This is a genomic window from Nocardiopsis coralli (genome assembly GCF_014892575.1).
In the GTDB taxonomy this organism is placed as follows: domain Bacteria; phylum Actinomycetota; class Actinomycetes; order Streptosporangiales; family Streptosporangiaceae; genus Nocardiopsis; species Nocardiopsis coralli.
Genome location: NZ_JADBGI010000012.1, coordinates 109020 through 124850, shown reverse-complemented (window position 1 = coordinate 124850; position 15831 = coordinate 109020). Strand labels below are relative to the sequence as shown.

9 protein-coding genes are annotated in these 15831 nt (G+C 72.1%); 1 reads left to right on the top strand and 8 read right to left on the bottom strand.

The genetic code is table 11. The features are described from left to right. Positions 1 to 68: 68 nt before the first annotated feature. Positions 69 to 1493 carry an MFS transporter gene (locus tag IDM40_RS15195; protein WP_193122661.1) on the top strand — a complete coding sequence of 475 codons (1425 nt, stop codon included), beginning with the start codon at positions 69 to 71 and terminating at the stop codon, positions 1491 to 1493. A gap of 18 nt (positions 1494 to 1511) precedes the next feature. Here the strand turns inward: IDM40_RS15195 and IDM40_RS15190 are convergent, their stop codons facing one another. The 8 genes from IDM40_RS15190 to treS all read right to left on the bottom strand — a co-directional run bounded on the left by IDM40_RS15190 (position 1512) and on the right by treS (position 15763). Further along, complete coding sequence (locus IDM40_RS15190) at positions 1512 to 2867, bottom strand: lipase family protein (RefSeq protein WP_193122660.1); 1356 nt, start codon at positions 2865 to 2867, stop codon at positions 1512 to 1514. A 121-nt stretch (positions 2868 to 2988) separates the two neighbouring features. Continuing rightward, positions 2989 to 4029, bottom strand: coding sequence for an alpha/beta hydrolase (locus tag IDM40_RS15185; protein WP_193122659.1), 1041 nt, complete (start codon positions 4027 to 4029; stop codon positions 2989 to 2991). Further along, positions 3954 to 6245, bottom strand: a complete 2292-nt coding sequence (locus IDM40_RS15180) for an MMPL family transporter (protein ID WP_193122658.1) — start codon at positions 6243 to 6245, stop codon at positions 3954 to 3956. The genes IDM40_RS15185 and IDM40_RS15180 overlap by 76 nt, the downstream gene beginning before the upstream one ends. A 60-nt stretch (positions 6246 to 6305) precedes the next feature. Continuing rightward, positions 6306 to 8138 (bottom strand): fatty acyl-AMP ligase, encoded by a 1833-nt coding sequence (locus tag IDM40_RS15175; RefSeq protein WP_193122657.1) that lies wholly within the window; start codon positions 8136 to 8138, stop codon positions 6306 to 6308. A gap of 122 nt (positions 8139 to 8260) precedes the next feature. Next, positions 8261 to 9751 (bottom strand): heparan-alpha-glucosaminide N-acetyltransferase domain-containing protein, encoded by a 1491-nt coding sequence (locus tag IDM40_RS15170; protein WP_216630837.1) that lies wholly within the window; start codon positions 9749 to 9751, stop codon positions 8261 to 8263. A 176-nt stretch (positions 9752 to 9927) separates the two neighbouring features. Next, the gene (gene glgB / locus IDM40_RS15165; RefSeq protein ID WP_193122734.1) at positions 9928 to 12084 is read right to left on the bottom strand and encodes a 1,4-alpha-glucan branching protein GlgB; all 2157 of its coding nucleotides are present in this window, start codon (positions 12082 to 12084) and stop codon (positions 9928 to 9930) included. A gap of 447 nt (positions 12085 to 12531) precedes the next feature. Beyond that, the gene (locus IDM40_RS15160; protein ID WP_193122656.1) at positions 12532 to 13917 is read right to left on the bottom strand and encodes a maltokinase N-terminal cap-like domain-containing protein; all 1386 of its coding nucleotides are present in this window, start codon (positions 13915 to 13917) and stop codon (positions 12532 to 12534) included. A gap of 1 nt (position 13918) precedes the next feature. After that, positions 13919 to 15763, bottom strand: coding sequence for a maltose alpha-D-glucosyltransferase (treS, locus tag IDM40_RS15155; protein WP_193122655.1), 1845 nt, complete (start codon positions 15761 to 15763; stop codon positions 13919 to 13921). Between the last annotated feature and the right edge of the window lie 68 nt (positions 15764 to 15831).

The following is a 15831-nucleotide window of genomic DNA, read 5'->3' as shown; positions in this document are numbered from 1 at the left end:
TTTTTGTCGTCCGCTGACAAGTCAGGTCCGATCGGCCTGTGCCTTACTGGGGCGCGAGGAGGTCCCCGATGGATCTGATACAGAAGAAGGCGGCCGTGGACACGCGGCCCGTGCCCGTCCTGGTGGCAGTGGCGCTCGCGGCGTTCCTGACGATGCTGGACAACACGATCGTCACGGTCGCGCTGCCGAGCATCCGCGCCGACCTCGGACTGTCCCTGACCACGCTCGAGTGGGTGGCCGCCGGGTACATCCTCAGCTTCTCGGCGACCCTGCTCACCGGCGGGCGGCTCGCCGACGTGTACGGGCACCGCGCCGTGTTCCTCACCGGGTTCGGGGTGTTCACCCTCGCCTCCCTGTGGGCGGGTACGGCCGACAGCGCCACCGCCCTCATCGCCGCCCGGATCGTCAAGGGTGTGGGCGCCGGCCTGCTGTTGCCGACGACCCTGGCGATCGTCTCGGCCGCCGGCGACGAGCGGCGGCGCTCCCTCGGCGTCGCGGTGTGGATGGCCACGTCGGCGGCGGCGCTGGCCCTGGGCCCGGTGCTGGGCGGGCTGATCAGCCAGCACGCGCACTGGGGGTGGATCTTCCTGGTCAACGTGCCCGTCGGGGTGGCGGCGATGCTCGTGGGCCGGGCGGTGCTCCCACACGGCCGCGGTGCGTCGCAGCCCCTCGACCTACCGGGGCTGGCCTCGTCCACGGTCGCGCTGGCCGCCCTCACCCTCGCGCTGATCCACGTCCCCGACATCGGCTGGACCGCACCCCGCACCCAGCTGGCCCTGGCGGTCGCCGGGATCGCCGCCGCGGTCTTCGGCCTCGTCGAACGGAGGGCAGCGGCGCCCATGGTTCCGTTGTCGCTGTTCGCCCACCGGGTGTTCAGCGGGGGAGTGGCCGCCCAGGTGCTGTGGGGGCTCGGTGTGAACGGGGTCTTCTTCTTCACCTCGATCTTCCTCCAGGACGTGCTGGGCTTCACCCCCACCTCGGCCGGGCTGGCGTTCCTGCCGCTGGCCGTGGCGGTCGTGGTCGTCTCCCCGGTCGCCCCGGCCCTGGCGCGCCGTTTCGGGGCCAACACCGTGGTCGCGGCCGGGCTCTTCCTGGTCGCCGGCGGGATGGCGGCGGTGACCCTGCTGGAACCCGGCCACGGGCATCCCCACCTCCTTCCGGTGATGGTGGTGATCGGTGTGGGCTCGGGCCTGACCACACCCCTCGGGTCCGCCGTGCTCGGGGCCGTTCCCACGCGCCGCGAGGGCGTTGCGAGCGGGGTCTTCAGCGTCTCCCGCGAGGTGTCGGGGATCTTCGGCATCGCCGCCGTGGGTGTGCTGGTGGGGTCCGGCAGCGACGCCGTGCTGGCCCGCGGGGGTTCGGAGGCGGAGGCCTTCATGCACGGCTACTCGACCGGGCTCCTCAGCGCCGCCGCGCTCGTGGCGCTCGGCGGTCTGCTGAGCCTGTGGACGCTGCCCCGCCGCGGCGCTTCCGTCTCTCCGCGGCGGGGCTGAACCGTCCCCGGGCCGGGGTCAGCAGGTGCTGTCGACCGGCTCACCCGCGAAGCGCTCGCCCAGCCAGTCGTTGGCCTCCGGGAAGTCGAGGAACAGACTGGTGATGTGCAGTCCCGAGCCGGTGCTGTTCCACTCGACCTCGGCCCCGGCCGCGCAGTAGGCGTCCCGCAGCTCCTCGGCCTGCTCCACCGGGATCACGTCGTCCTCCGGGGAGTGGTACATGTACACCGGAACCTCGGGGGAGCTCCCGCCGGGCCGGTTCTCGGCCAGCCGCGCCTGCCACTCGGGGGTGTTGAGCAGGTCGGTGGTGACCAGGTCATCCATCGAGTCGAACATGCCGATGGGCAACGCCTCGATCATGCACAGGTCGCCGGCCTCGTCGAGCATCTCCCGCCCCTCCTCGGTGAGGTGCTCCTCCAGGGGGAGTTCGGGGTAGGCCGCGTTGTACCCGTAAGCGGCGAAGGCCAGGAAGGTGAAGTACGCACTGCCGTCGAGGTGGTCGGCGACCTGGTCGAGGTCCGCGGGCACACCGCCCGCGGCGACTCCCTCGAGCCCCAGCTCGGGCGCGTACTCGGGGTGCATCTCGGCCGCCCACACCGCGGACCCGCCGCCCTGGGAGAAGCCGGTGACGCCCATGGGGGAGGTCTCCGGGATCCCGGCGTCGGACAGGCGGGTCGCGGCGCGCAGGGAGTCCAGCACGGCCGCGCCCTGTGAGTGGCCGACCATGTAGGTGTGCTCGTTCGGCGTGCCCAGGCCCTCGTAGTCGGTGACGACCAGGGCGTGCCCGTCGTCGATGACGTCCTCCATCATGGACGCCTCGTACTCCAGGCCTTCCTCCAACCCGACCGAGGGCGCGCAGTGCGACCCCAGGCCGTGCGTGCCGATCGCGTAGGAGACGAGGGGACGCTCGCCGTCACCCTCCCACTCCTCCTCGGGGACCATCACGGTGCCGCTGACCGCCATGGGTTCGCCGAGCGCGTCGGTGGACAGGTAGAGGATCCGCCAGACGTCGGCGGGGAAACGGCCGACACCCAGGGCGTCGGTGAAGGCCTCGGCGGGTTCGGCCCGGATGATGTCTCCGGGTTCGCCCTCCGGCAGCGGGTCCGGCGGGCGGAAGAAGTCCTCGTCCTCGGGGGACAGGTCCTCCTCCGCCGGCTGCTCGATCTCGTCCCACAGGACGTCGGCCTCCACCGCCCCTGGCGACTCCTCGGGCGCGCCGGCCGTGCTCTGGCCCGCATCGGTCAGCCCGGCCTCGGTCGTGCTCTCGCCGGAGGGCAGAGCCACGGAGGCGCCTGCGGTGAGCACGCCCGCGGTGCAGGTGGCGGCGGCCGTCCAGGCCAGGTGGGGCCGTCGGCGGCGGGGTGTTCTGGTCACGGGGGGTCACTCCTGCTTCCTCGGGGGATCACACCGCGAGTACGGTGCGACACCCCGAGGATGCAGCGGGCGCGGTTCACGCCACTATCGTGTCCGGTGCTCGACTTCCGAGCGGTTGGGCTCACTTCGGCACAGTCCGCGCCCCGATCGATCCCATCAACATCGGCCACGCGCTGCTCAGTTCGCGCTCCCAGTACGGCCAGGAGTGGGTGCCGTCGCGGTAGAGGTTGACGGTCGCGGGCACGCCGTTGCGGTCGAGCTCCTCCTCCATCGCACGCAGGGCCTTGCCGGACAGCGCCTCCCCGATGTTCAGGGGGTCCCAGTCGCCGCCGGGTTCGTCGAGCTCGCCGGGCAGGCCGGTCAGACCGCTGGACAGGTACAGCTCGGTGCCGCGCAGCGCCTCGGCGTTGGAGAGCGGGTCGTGGGCGATCCACCGCTCCTCGTCCGCGCCCGGGAAACCCCACAGGGCGTAGGGGTCGAGCCCCTCAGAGCGCATGATCGACAGCAGCAGCTGGCGCACGCCCGGTGCACGCGGCGACAGCAGCCCGCTGAAGGAGGCCGCGGCCGAGAACTCATCGGGGTTGCGCGCCGCGTAGTTGAGGGCCCCCAGACCGCCCGAGGACAGCCCTGCCACCGCGCGCCGGTCACCCGCCCCGTACTCGGTCTGCAGGAGGTGCCACAACTCCTCGGTGTGGAAGGTCTCCCAGGCCGGGCCGCCGCCGCGGCCGTGGTTGTGCCAGTCGGCGTAGTTCCCGGCCCGTCCGCCCTCGGGCATGACGACGATGGCGTCGCTGCCGGCGCTGATACCGGCGACATCCGTCTCGCGGGTCCAGGAGGTGTAGTCGTCGCGGCCGCCGTGCAGCAGGTACAGGACGGGCCAGGTGCGTTCGGCCTCCGCCGAGTACCCGGGAGGGAACATCACCCGCACGGGCAGCGTGTCGTCCATGGCCGGGGACGCCACGTGCAGGTCGACGGTGCGCTCGTCCAACCGCTCCTCCTCGACGACCCGGGCGCCCTCGTCCCCGGCGGTGGCGTGTGCGGCCGCCGACGCCGAGAGGCCGAGCACGAGCGAGAGGAGGAGGGCGGTCAGCGCGGTCGGCCGGGGACGGGGGACCCTCGAAGAGGCGCGGTGTCGGGGGACGTAGGGGCGAGGGGATGCCATGGGTTCGTGCCTTCCGTTGTTCGGGGGGTGTGCGCGTCCGCCGCGGGGTGCGGGGACACGACGGGGGTGTGCGACGGTTCCTCCTCGCCGAAGCCGATCCGCGCGTGAACAGCGCGCAGCGGACGGGGCAGCCACCAGTTGGCCGAACCCATCAACCGCATGGTCGCGGGGACCAACAGCATCCGGACGAGCGTCGCGTCGAGCACGATCGCGGTGAGCAGGCCGACGCCGAGCATCTTCACGATGGCGACCTCGGCCGTGGAGAAGGCGACCAGGACGGTGCACAGGAGCAGGGCCGCGGCCGTGATGACCCCTCCGGTCCGGTGCATGCCCTCCGCGACGGCCTCGGGGCCGCTGCGTCCCGCTTCCCACTCGGCGCGCACCCGGCTGAGCAGGAACACCTCGTAGTCGGTGGCCAGGCCGAACGCCACCACGAGCACGAGGACGAGCACGGTCGGATCCGTCGTCCCCGTGGGCGTGAAACCGAGGAGGTGGGCGAGGTGGCCGTCCTGGAAGACCCACACCATGACGCCGAAGGACGCGCCCAGCGACAGCGCCGCCACCAGCACCGCCTTGACGGGCAGGAGCACCGACCCGAAGGCGGCGAAGAGCAGCACGAGGGTCGTGGCGAGCACGAGGGCGAGCGCGCGCGGGAGGTGGTCGGCCAGGCTGTCGGTGACGTCGACCTGCTCGGCGGTGGGCCCGCCCACCAGCACGTCGGCGGCCCCGGGCGGTGAGGGCTCGGCCCTGACCGCGTGGACCAGCTCGCGGGCGGTGTCGGACATCGGATCGGCGCCGTGGAGCACCGAGAGCCGCACCACCCCGTGCTCGGGCGAGAAGCCGGTGAGGTCGGCCCCGGTGGCGTCCGGCAGTGACGCGAGCCGGTCGGCGTAGTCCTCCAGCGCCTCCTGGTCGGGGGTGCCGACCACGGTGACCACGACGTCGAGGGCGTTGACGGAGTGGCCGAGAGCGCTCTCCTGCACCTCCTCCGCGACGGCGCGGCTCTCGGCGTCCTCCGGCAGGGCCCGGTGGTCCACGGAACCGAACCGCACCCCGGCGAAGGGCAGGGTGAGCGCCGCCAGCACGGCAGTGACCAGCAACGCCGCCAGGACGGGCCGCCGGTTGACCGCCCTGGCCACCCGGCGCCAGAAACCCGGACGGGGCCTGCGGTGCCGGGGCACGATCAGCCGGGGCCGCCACGGCAGGCTCAACGCCTCGATCCGCCTGCCCAACACCGCCAACAGGGCCGGGAGCACGACCAGCGCCCCGGCCATGGTGAAGAGCACCGCGCAGATCCCGCCCAGGCCCACCGACCGCAGGAACATCTGCGGGAACAGCAGGAGTCCGCACAGCGCCGCCGCCACCGTGGTCCCGGAGAAGGCCACCGTGCGGCCGGCGGTGCTCAGGGTCGTGCGCACGGCCTCGGCCGTACCCCCGCGCGGCGACCGGGCGAGTTCCTCACGGAAACGGGCCACGACGAGCAGTGAGTGGTCCACCGCCAGGCCCAGGCCCAGCATGGTGATCACGTTGACCGAGAAGACCGACACCTCGGTGACCATCGCCAACGTGCGCAGCAGCGTGAGGGAGCCCAGCACCGCGAACACGCCCAGCACCAGGGCCGACAGCGCGGCCGGCACGCTCCCGAACACCGCGAGCAGCAGCACGGCCAGCGCGGGCAGCGCAATCAGTTCCGCTCGGGCGAGGTCGGACTCGGTCTGCTCGGCCGTCTCCTGGGCGACGACCGCTTCGCCGCCCAGTTCGACGGAGAAGTCGGGGCTGGTCAGGGCCGCGCGCACACGTTCGTGCCCCGCCTCGTCGGCCAGTTCCCCGGAGCGCAGTGACACCAGCAGGTAGGTGTCCCGGCGGTCCTCGCCCACCAGTGCCTCGTCACCGGTGTTCCAGTAGTCGGTGACCCCGGTCAGCGCGCCCTCGGGCAACCGCTCCAGCATGCGGCCGACCGCACGCCGGTACTCGAAGTCGTCGACCGTCATCACGGTGGCGCGCAGGGAGACGACCAGTTCGTCGCCCTCGGAGAAGGCGGCCTCGAGGGTGTCCGACGCCCACGCGGACTCCGAGCGGGGGTCCTCGAAACCCCCGTCGGAGAGGTCGGAGAACACACCCCGCCCCCACACGGCGGAGAGCACCGTGAACAGGACCGCCGTGAGCAGCACGGCCCAACGGTGCCGGCAGACCGTGCGTGCCAGCGCGTCGAACATGGGGCTCCGTCGGGGTGGAAGGAGGGGACGACCGTGCCGGGGCGGCCGTCCGGGGCCGGGTCAGGGGCGTGTGGTCGCTGCGGCCCCCGGCCCGGCGCCCGCACCTTCGCGCGGGGCGCCCCCACCGGGTGCGGATCCGGACGCGCGGTCCGCCAGGTAGGCCTCGCGGCATGCGCTCCGGGCGAGCTTGCCGCTGCTGGTGCGCCGCACCCCTCCCCGCCCGACGAGCACGACGTCGTGCAGGCCCAGGGCGTGTTCGGCGGAGACGGAGCGGCGGACCGCCCGGGAGACCTCTCCGTGTTCGGCGGCGGGCAGGGCGTCGTCGGTCTCGGCCACTACGACCGCCTGCTCCCCGTGGGTTCCCGACACGGCGAAGGCGGCCACCCGGCCCCGGCGGACCGCGGGGTGGGCGTCGGCGGCGGTGGCCTCGAGGTCCTGGGGATAGTGGTTGCGCCCGTCGGCGATGATCAGGTCCTTGAGCCGACCGGTCACGTGGATCTCCCCGCCGAGGAGGACCCCGAGGTCCCCGGTGCGCAGCCAACCGAGGCCGCCGTCGAGACGGGCCCCGAAGCGTTCGGCCCCGTGCGCGGGTGATCCCCAGTACTCCGTGGCGACGTTGGGGCCGCGCACCCAGATCTCGCCGACCGTGCCTTCACTCAGCCGTGTCGCCCGTTCCGGGTCGACGACCGCGACCTCCTGACCGACGGGGCGGCCGCACGAGACCAGGGTGGACGTGTGTTCCCCGCCTCCGGGGCGTTCGATCGCGATCCCCGAGGCCAGGGCCGCGCGGTCCACGGTGCGCAGGGCGGGCGCGCGGTCGGCGGCGTCCATGCTCACGTAGACCGTCGCCTCGGCCAGCCCGTAGGCGGGTGTCATCGCGTTCGGATCCAGGCCATGGGGACCGAAGGCCCGGGCGAAGCGTTCCAGGGTCTGCGGACGGATCGGCTCTGCCCCGTTGAGCAGGGCGCGCACCCCGCTGAGGTCCAACCCCTGCCGGGCCCGTTCGCGCACCCGGCGCAGGCAGTGCTCGTAGGCGAAGTCCGGTGCCGCGCTGTAGACGTCGGTGTGCCGGGACAGCAGCCGCAGCCAGCGGGCCGGGTTCATCACGAAGGCGGCCGGGTCCATGAACTCCGCGCGGCTTCCGGTCAGCAGTGGGACGGCGACGGTGAGGACCAGCCCCATGTCGTGGAAGAGCGGGAGCCACCCCACGGTGGTGACGGTCCGGTCCTCCGGGCCGACCGCCGCCGCCCACAACTGCCGGACGTTGGCGGTCAGGGCGCCGTGGGTGATGACCACACCGGACGGGGACCCGGTGGACCCCGACGTGTACTGGAGGTAGGCGGGATCCCCGGGCGAACGTGTGACCCCGGGTGGACGGGGGACCGAGGGCCCGTCGGCGGGTGTCTCCGGGAGCTGAGCGTCGACCGCGATCACCGTGTGCACGGAAGTACCGACCGGCGCGCCGTCCGTGCCGTCGGAGGGGGGATCGAGGAACGCGCGGACGGACGGTTCGGCGTCGGCCGTGGTGAGCACGGCGGCGGGGGCGCAGTCGCGCACGGTGGCCGCCAGCCGGTCCCCGTGGCCGGGCAGTCCGGGGGCGAAGAGCGGGACGGCGATCGCCTCGGTGCGCAGGACGGCCAGCACCGCCACGACGTACTCCAACCCCTGTGGGGCCAGGACGGCGACCCGGTCGCCGGGGGCCGTCGCCGCGGCCACACGGGCGGCCAGCAGGTCCACACGCCGCGCGGTCTCGGCCCAGGTCAGCGCGGTGTTCGAGCCCTGGGTGTCGTCGGTGAAGTCGGTGAACCCGTAGGCGATGCCGTGCGGCCGCTCGGAGGCCCACCGGTCGAGCAGTCGGGGTAGGGGGCAGAGGTCGTCGGGGGTGACAGACATGTCGAGGAAACTAACCCCGCCGCCCCGGAACTTGCTTCGCCCCGCAGAGACAACATGGGTCCCGGCGTTGTCACCGGGGTGACAGCCGCCCGGGTCCGATCCCTGTTCAACGCGAGGGCGCGTCAGGTCCAGCGCGGGCCGGTTCCGGAGTGCTCGGGCTCCCGCTCGGTCTCCGCCCTCTCGTCCGCGCCGTCGCGGCGTTCACCAGGTCCCGGTCGCTCGAGGTCCCAGCTGCCGGCGTCGGGGGCCGTGGGGTCGGGGCCACCCGCCTCGGGGCCGGCGGCGTCGCCTTCGGGGCCGTCGCTGCCACCCGGGCCCTCCGGCCCGCTGCCGCTGGGCCCCCCGGGGTCACCGCCCCCGTCGGAACCGGGGTCACCACCGCCCGCGGTGCTCCGGGCCTTCCGGGACACCCCGCCGCCGGGCACCACGGCCTTGCTCACCGTCGACACCCACGCCTCCACGGGCCCGCGTCCCACGAGCTTGTGCCAAGCGAACCCGACCACGATCGCCCCGACGATGAACACCTCGGGCATGTACTCGTTCAACCAGTGGGCCAGGTCCCCCGAGGTGTGGTCGATGTTCGCCTGCCACGCCATGACCAGGGCGTGCGCCACGTACACCGTCAACGCCATCGTGCCCGTGGCGATGAGCGGCCGCAGCAGGCGCGGCAGGTGGTCGGCCAGGTACAGGCACCCCACCAGCACCGCCATGCCCAGTCCGGTCCCGCCGACGATCTCGGGGGTGGTGGCGGTGTGCGAGGCGCTGGAGAGCAGCCAACGGGCGTCGTCGGTGGGCACCGGGCCCTGGTGCTCCTCGCGCGGGCCGATCTCGTCGACGAGCCGGTAGCTCTCCCACGCGTGCCAGGACGCCCGGTAGGCGACCGAGTTCAGCAGCAGCCCCAGCGCGGCGAGCCCCATCCGGACCGTGTGCGAGCGCAGGTCCAGGCGCCCCACGGCCAGACCGGCGAGCACGATCGCGAGGTAGCTCAGGGCCGGGTAGAAGCCGTAGACCGACAGGTCCAGCAGCCCCTGTTCCAGGAAGATGTGGCCCGGCGAGACCTGGTTCCAGGACTGTGTGAACTCGTAGAACCAGCCGCCCTCGTCGTTGGAGCGCCGCAGGGCGTACAGCAGCTGCGGCCCCACGATCGCGGCGGTGACGGCGGCGGCCGCGCTCCACTTCGCGTTCAGGCGCAGGAACGGGATCGCCAGGAGGAAGTACAGGCCGTAGTAGGTGATGATGACCGTCAGCGCGGCCTCGGTGGGGGAGACGATCGCGGTGAGGATCCACCCGATGATCATCAGCACCAGACCCCGCACGGCCACACGGCCGGCGGTCACGTTCGCCTTCCGTCCCCGGTGCGGTTCGCGGGCTCCGGCGATGATGGCCAGCGACACCCCGGCCAGGAACGTGAACAGGATCGTCGAACGGCCCCAGGCCGCCTGGTGGGTGAGCCAGGCGGTCACGGTGTCACCGGGGACGAACGGCACACTGAAGTGCACGATCAACATGCCCGTGACCGCGACCCACCGCGCCAGGTCCACCCCCTCCAACCGTGGTCGGGCCTGTTTCAGGGCAGGGGAGGGAAGGGCAGCGGGGTAGCGGGGCGCAGACATGGACCTTTCTGGAACCGGACGATCGGGGACACGAGTCCCCGTAGCGTAACGACCCGGTTGCACCGCTTGCCACCGGCTCACGGCCCCCTGTGCGCGACGCCACGGCCCCGCACACACGGCGGGGCCCGGGGGTTCCGCACCCCCGAGGCCCCTCACCTGCGCTTCGATGCTCGGTGTCAGTCCTGCGGCTCGAACCAGACCGCCGACAGCGGCGGCAGCGTGATCGGAGCGGAGAACGGCTGCCCGTGCCAACCCTGCTCCTCGGCCTCCACGGCCGCCGGCGCCGGGTACCCCGAACCGCCGAACCGGGTGTCGTCGGTGTTGAGGACCGAGCTCCACCGGCCCCCGCGCGGCAGGCCGATGCGCCAGTCCTCCCGCGGCACCGGCGAGAAGTTCACCGCGCACGCCAGCACGGAGCCCTGCTCCCCGAACCGCAGGTAGGAGAGCGTGTTGCCCTCGTGGTCGCCGCCGTCCAACCAGGTGAACCCGGCCGGGTCGGTGTCCAGCGACCACAGCGCCTCACGCGGGCGGTAGGCGTCGTTGAGCGCCTTGACCAGGCGCTGCGCCCCCGCGTGGTGGTCGAACTGGAGCAGCCACCACGGCACACCGTCCTCGTGCGACCACTCCTCGCCCTGGGCGATCTCCCCGCCCATGAACAGCAGCTGCTTGCCCGGGTGCGACCACATGAAGCCGAACAGCGCACGCACGTTCGCCGCCCGCTGCCACTCGTCCCCGGGCATCTTGTTGATCAGCGACTGCTTGCCGTGCACCACCTCGTCGTGGGACAGCGGCAGCACGTAGTTCTCGCTGTAGGCGTACACCATCGCGAAGGTGATGTCGTTGTGGTGGTACTTGCGGTGGACGGGCTCCTTCTTCACGTACTCCAGGGAGTCGTGCATCCACCCCATGTTCCACTTGAGCCCGAAACCGAGCCCGCCCATGTCGACCGGTGTGGTCACACCCGTGTAGGCCGTGGACTCCTCGGCGATCATCACCGCGCTCGGGTTGCGCCGGTACACCGCGGTGTTGAGCTCCTTGAGGAAGTCGATCGCCTCCAGGTTCTCCCGCCCCCCGAAGGCGTTGGGCTCCCACCCCCCGGAGTCGCGCGAGTAGTCGAGGTAGATCATCGACGCCACCGCGTCCACCCGCAGCCCGTCGATGTGGAACTCCTCCAGCCAGTACAGCGCGTTGGCGATGAGGAAGTTGCGCACCTCGGTACGGCCGTAGTTGAAGATGAGCGTGCCCCAGTCGGGGTGCTCGCCCCGCCGCGGGTCCGGGTGCTCGTACAGCGCCGTGCCGTCGAACCGCGCCAGCGCCCAGGCGTCCTTCGGGAAGTGCGCCGGAACCCAGTCCAGCAGCACGCCGACACCCGCCCGGTGCAGCGAGTCCACAAGGTGCCGGAACCCGTCGGGCGAACCGAACCGCGGCGTCGGCGCGTAGTACGACGTGACCTGGTACCCCCACGACCCGTCGAACGGGTGCCCGGCCACCGGCAGGAGCTCCACGTGGGTGAACCCGTGCTCGGTCACGTACTCCACCAGCTGCTCGGCCAGCTCCTCGTACCCGAGCCCGGGGCGCCACGACCCCAGGTGCACCTCGTACACGCTCATCGGGGCGCGGTGCGGCTCGACCCCCTTGCGGTCGGCCATCCACTCCTGGTCGCCCCACACGTACTCGGACGAGGCCACCACCGACGCCGTCGCGGGCGGGACCTGGGTGGCGCGCGCCATCGGGTCGGCCTTGTCCTGCCAGTGGCCGTCCGCGCCCAGCACCTGGAACTTGTACAGGTCGCCGGCGCCCACGCCCGGGACGAACAGCTCCCACACGCCGCTCGACCCGAGGCTGCGCATCGGGTGGCCGACGCCGTTCCAGTAGTTGAAGTCGCCGACGACCCGGACCCCGCGCGCGTCGGGTGCCCACACCGAGAACCCGGTGCCCGCGGTCTCGCCCTTGCTGGTGGAGAGCGTGTCCACGTGCGCGCCCAGGGCGTTCCAGAGCTCCTCGTGCCTGCCCTCGCCGATGAGGTGCAGGTCGAGCTCGCCCAGGGACGGGGCGAGGACGTAGGGGTCTGCGCTCACGTGCTCGGCGCCGCCCTCCTCGTAGCGGGCCGCCACCCGGAGGTCGGCGGGCGTGCCCAGGGCCTTCTTCGCGGCCTTGCCTGCGAAGACCCCCCGGTGCAGGTGGGCCAGTTCCACCCGCGTGCCGTCGCCGAGGACCGCGTGCACCTCGAGGGCGCCCGGACGCAGGGCCCGCACGACCGTGGAGCGGCCCTCGGTGTGCACGCCCAGCACACTGTGCGGGTCGTGGTGGTGGCCGTCGACGACACGGTCGATCTCGGCCAGGAGCTCGGCGGCGGGGCCGGACGGGCGCCGGGTGCGGGCGGCGGACGCCTTCGTCCCGGGGCCGGAGGTCTTCGCGGCCGCGCCCTTGGCAGCAGCGCCCTTCGCGGTCGCGCCCTTGGCGGTGCCGGCCTTTTTCGGGGCGGGCGCCTTCTTCGCCGTCGCGGACGGCTTCTTGTCGGCGGTGCTCTTCTTCGTGGAGGCGGCCTTCGGCGCGGGTGTCGCGGTGCGCTCGCGCGGTCGCTGTTCTTCGCTGGACGGGGACAACTCGGCTCCGTGTGTGTCGTGGTCGTGGACGGTGGTCGTGATCGGGGGGACGTCGAACGGGGGCGAGGGACGAGCGGCTCGAGCGGGGTCCTGCGTGAGGGCGGATCCGGGGGAGCGGGGAACGGGGAGCGGTGCGGTCACGGCCGCGCACGGCGACCGTGACCGCACACCGGGTCAGCCCGGCAACGAGGGCGCGACCGCCGAGGCGATCGAGTCCAGCGGGACCCGTAGCCAGTTCGGCCGGTTCCGCGCCTCGTAGAGCACCTCGTAGACCGCCTTGTCGAACTCGAAGGCCCGCAGAGCCGTCAGGTGCTTCTCCGGGTCGATCCCGCCGCCGTCGGCGTAACCGCGGCAGAACGCCTCCCGGTTGTGCTGCGCCCACGCGCGGGCCGAGCACTCCAGGTCCGGCTCGCCCGGGTGGCCGATGAGCAGGTAACCCGCGGCGTAGTCGAAGGAGCGCAGCATCCCGGCCACGTCCCGCAGCGGCGTCGACAGGCTCCGGCGGTCCTGCACCGGCATCGTGGGCTCGCCCTCGAAGTCGAGCAGCACCCACCCCTGCTCCGGGCGGATGACCTGGCCCAGGTGGTAGTCGCCGTGCACCCGCTGGGTCGGCAGCGGCTCGTCCACGCGGGAGAAGTCGGAGTAGGCCGACATCACCCTCGGGGCGTGCTCGGCCAGCTCCGGGACCTCCGCGGTCGCCATCGCCAGGCGTTCGATCATCGCGTCGGCCAGGTCGGAGATCTCCCCCGGCGAGAGCACGTCGGTGGGCAGCGCCTGGGACAACGCCCGGTGGGCCTCCGCGGTCGTGCGCCCGAGCAGGGCCGCCTCCTCGGCGAAGGAGGACTCCCGCTCCGGCGAGGACCCCTGCAGCAGCGACCGCACGTTCTCGGTCGCCAGCACCCAGCCGTCGGTCGCGTCGGGCACGAAGGTCTGCAGCATCGCCAGCGTCGTCGGGGTCGGCGAACCCGGTAGGTCCGCCTCGATCCACCCGCACGGCTCGGCCACGTAGGGCGAGCCCGACAGCGCCGTGTTGAGCTCCAGGTCCGGGTTGGGCCCGGGCCACAGCCGTCGGAAGGTCTTGAGCACGTGCTCGCGCCCGAAGACCAGCGAGGTGTTCGACTGTTCCCCCGTCAGCAGGCGCCCCGGCGCCCCCGTGTGCACCCGCGCGCCCGGCACGGTACGGAACCGCACCTCGGAGCGGCCCTCGCTCGTGGGTGCGGCGAAGCGTTCCAGCAGGAGCCGGGTGAGCTGCTCGTCGTGGGCGGCGTCGTAGACCACCTGAGCCCGGCCGCCGAAGACCTGGCACACACCGATGGCGGTGCGGGCCAGGTCGGCGGGCAGCGCACGCGGCGGACGAGAGCCCAGCATGACCTGGTACCGGGAGTACGTGCCGCGTTGGCCCGCCTCCACGACCAGCAGGTTCAGGTCGGGGCCCTCGTCACCGGCCGACAACAGACGGTGACGGCTCAGGATACGCAGCCGCCGGATCGGGATCCCCTTTCCGGAGAACCACCGCTGCCGGGGCAGCCAGACCGCCAGGAGTTCTTCGAGTTCGGACATGTCAGATCGGCCCGCTTCCCTGGGTACTGTGCGCGCTGATCCCCGCCGCCGGGAGCCCGTAACTGGGCAGGTCACCGGCCTCGGCCCGCGTGGTGTCCTCCGGCACGAGGGGCGGCAGCTGGAACCAGTAGAACCCGTGGCCAGGCAGGGTCAGCAGGTACGGCAGCTGTCCGATCTCGGGGAAACGCACCCCGCCCACACACTCGACCGGGCTCACCCCGGCGTGCCGGGACAGGTCGAGCTCGACGGGCTGCGGGTACTTGGACAGGTTGTTCACGCAGAGCATCCGGTCGTCGCCGTCCTCACGGAGGAAGGCCAGCACGCTCGGGTTGGTCGCGTCGAGTTCGGTGTAGGCACCCGTACCGAAGACCGGGTGGCGTTTGCGGATCTGGATCATCCGCCGTGTCCAGTTCAGCAACGAGCCCGGGTTGTCGACCTGCGCCTCGACGTTGACCGCCTGGTACCCGTAGACCGGGTCCAGGATCAGCGGAAGGTACAGGCGTCCCGGGTCGCCCTTGGAGAACCCGGCGTTGCGGTCCGAGCTCCACTGCATCGGCGTGCGCACCGCGTCGCGGTCGCCCAGCCAGATGTTGTCGCCCATGCCGATCTCGTCGCCGTAGTAGAGCATCGGCGAACCCGGCAGCGACAGCAGCAGGGCGTGGAAGAGCTCGATCTGGTCGCGGTCGTTGTCCAGCAGCGGAGCCAGGCGCCGGCGGATCCCCACGTTCGCGCGCATGCGGGGTTCCTTGGCGTACTCCGCGTACATGTAGTCGCGTTCCTCGTCGGTGACCATCTCGAGGGTCAGCTCGTCGTGGTTGCGCAGGAAGATCGCCCACTGGCAGTTCTCCGGGATCTCCGGGGTCTGGGCGAGGATCTCCGAGATCGGGAACCGCTGCTCCTGGCGCACCGCCATGAACATCCGCGGCATCAGCGGGAAGTGGAAGTTCATGTGGCACTCGTCGCCGCCGCTCTCGTGGTCGCCGAAGTAGTCGACGACGTCGGACGGCCACTGGTTGGCCTCGCTCAGCAGCACACGGTCCGGGTAGAGGCGGTCGACCTCGGAGCGCACCCGCTTGAGGAACTCGTGCGTCTCCTTGAGGTTCTCGCAGTTGGTGCCCTCGCGCTCGTACAGGTAGGGCACCGCGTCGAGCCGGAACCCGTCGATGCCCAGGTCCAGCCAGTAGCGCAGGACCCCCAGGATCGCCTCCTGCACCTTCGGGTTCTCGAAGTTCAGGTCGGGCTGGTGGGAGAAGAACCGGTGCCAGTAGTACTGCCCGCGCTGTTCGTCCCAGGTCCAGTTGGACGTCTCGGTGTCCACGAAGATGATCCGGGCCTCTTCGTAGCGGTCGGGTGTGTCCGACCAGACGTAGAAGTCGCCGTAGGGGCCCTCGGGGTCCTCACGTGAGGCCTTGAACCACGGGTGCTGGTCGCTGGTGTGGTTCATGACCAGGTCCGTGATGACCCGGATGCCGCGGCGGTGCGCCTCGTCGAGCAGCTCCACGAAGTCGGAGGTGCGGCCGAACTCCGGGAGGATCTTGAAGTAGTCGGAGATGTCGTAGCCGCCGTCCTTGAGCGGCGACTCGTACATCGGCAGCAGCCAGACGCAATCGATCCCCAGCCACTCGAGGTAGTCGAGCTTCCGGGTGAGACCGGCCAGGTCTCCGGTGCCGTCGCCGTTGGAGTCGAAGAACCCCCGGGCGAGCACCTCGTAGAAGACGGCGTGTTTGTACCAGTAGGGATCGCTGGAACCACCGGACGACATCAGCGGGCCGGTGGCGGCCCCGGTCGCCGGGGCCAGGGGACCGTGTTCGGCGTGGTCGCCGGGTCCGGGCGCGTCTTTGCTCATCTACTGCTCCCCACCAAAATGTTCGACGTCGGATCAACGGGCGTCTCCCGGGGTGTGCGGGCCCTTGC

Bases quoted from the DNA above. Each gene is read 5' to 3' on its own strand.
- IDM40_RS15175 (WP_193122657.1), bottom strand. From the start codon at position 8,138: ATGTCTGTCACCCCCGACGACCTCTGCCCCCTACCCCGACTGCTCGAC.
- IDM40_RS15160 (WP_193122656.1), bottom strand. From the start codon at position 13,917: ATGTCCGAACTCGAAGAACTCCTGGCGGTCTGGCTGCCCCGGCAGCGG.
- treS (WP_193122655.1), bottom strand. From the start codon at position 15,763: ATGAGCAAAGACGCGCCCGGACCCGGCGACCACGCCGAACACGGTCCC.
- IDM40_RS15185 (WP_193122659.1), bottom strand. From the start codon at position 4,029: ATGGCATCCCCTCGCCCCTACGTCCCCCGACACCGCGCCTCTTCGAGG.
- IDM40_RS15195 (WP_193122661.1), top strand. From the start codon at position 69: ATGGATCTGATACAGAAGAAGGCGGCCGTGGACACGCGGCCCGTGCCC.
- IDM40_RS15170 (WP_216630837.1), bottom strand. From the start codon at position 9,751: ATGTCTGCGCCCCGCTACCCCGCTGCCCTTCCCTCCCCTGCCCTGAAA.
- IDM40_RS15180 (WP_193122658.1), bottom strand. From the start codon at position 6,245: ATGTTCGACGCGCTGGCACGCACGGTCTGCCGGCACCGTTGGGCCGTG.